Genomic DNA, 1241 nt, shown 5'->3' with positions numbered 1-1241 from the left:
GGGACTGATGCACGGTTCGGTGACACCTGATCTGTGGCGCTGAGAGGCGTCGATGGAAGGATGTACACCATGCCCAAGCCCTATCCCAAGGAGTTCCGCGACGACGTCGTGAACGTCGCGCGCAGCCGTGAACCCGGGCAGACGATCAAGCAGATCGCTGCCGACTTCGGCATCGCGGAATCCTGTCTGCGCAACTGGATGCGCCGAGCCGACGTCGAGGACGGTCTCAAGCCCGGAACGCCGGCGGCCGAGAACGTTGAGCTGCGAGAGGCGAAGAAGCGGATCCGTCTGCTCGAGCAGGAGAACGAGGTCCTGCGCCGCGCTGCCGCCTACCTGTCGCAGGCCAATCTGCCGGGAAAATGATGTACCCGCTCGTCCGTGAGCTGGCCGCCGACGGGATCCCCGTCGCGGTGACGTGTCGGGTGCTCAAGATCGCCCGGCAGCTCTACTACCGCTGGCTGGCCGACCCGGTGACCGACGCCGAGCTCGAGGCGGCCTACCTGGCCAACGCTCTGTTCGACGCCCACCGCGACGACCCGGAGTTCGGCTACCGCTACCTGGCCGACGAGGCCCGCGACGCCGGCCATACCGCCTGCGACCGCACCGCATGGCGGATCTGCTCCGCCAATGGCTGGTGGTCGGCGTTCGGCAAGAAACGCGGCAAGAACGGCAAGCCAGGTTCGCCGGTCCATGACGACCTCGTCGAGCGCGACTTCACCGCCAACCGGCCGAACCAGTTGTGGCTGGCCGACATCACCGAGCACAAGACCGCCGAAGGCAAGCTCTACCTCTGCGCCATCAAGGACGTGCACTCCAACCGGATCGTGGGTTACTCCATCGACTCCCGGATGAAGTCCCGCCTGGCCGTCGACGCCTTGCGCAGCGCTGTCGCGAGGCGAGGACAGACCGCTGGCTGCATCCTGCACACCGACCGCGGATCTCAATTCAGATCCAGGAAGTTCGTCCGGGCTCTGCACGGACACGACATGGTCGGCTCGATGGGCCGCGTCGGCGCCGCCGGCGACAACGCGGCCATGGAGAGCTTCTTCGCACTACTGCAGAAGAACGTCCTGGACCGCCGTCGCTGGGCCACTCGCCAGGAGCTGCGGATGGCGATCGTGGTCTGGATCGAACGCACCTATCACCGGAGGCGACGCCAAGCCGCGCTCGGGAGATTGACCCCCATCGAGTACGAGACCATCATGACCACACCAGCCCTTCAGGCTGCCTGACCCAACCTG

1 protein-coding gene is annotated in these 1241 nt (G+C 66.2%); it reads left to right on the top strand.

Features of this window, described 5'->3' with window-relative positions:
* The first annotated feature begins 69 nt into the window (after positions 1–69).
* Positions 70–1232, top strand: a protein-coding gene (locus CK505_RS18090) for an IS3 family transposase (protein WP_095651923.1) whose coding sequence is annotated in 2 segments (ribosomal slippage) — positions 70–354 and positions 357–1232 — 1161 coding nt in all. Because the reading frame shifts where the segments join, the coding sequence is not laid out codon by codon here.
* The last annotated feature ends 9 nt before the right edge of the window (positions 1233–1241 follow it).

Source organism: Kocuria sp. WN036 (assembly GCF_002287015.1).
In the GTDB taxonomy this organism is placed as follows: domain Bacteria; phylum Actinomycetota; class Actinomycetes; order Actinomycetales; family Micrococcaceae; genus Kocuria; species Kocuria rosea.
This window is presented reverse-complemented; position numbering and strand designations above follow the sequence as displayed.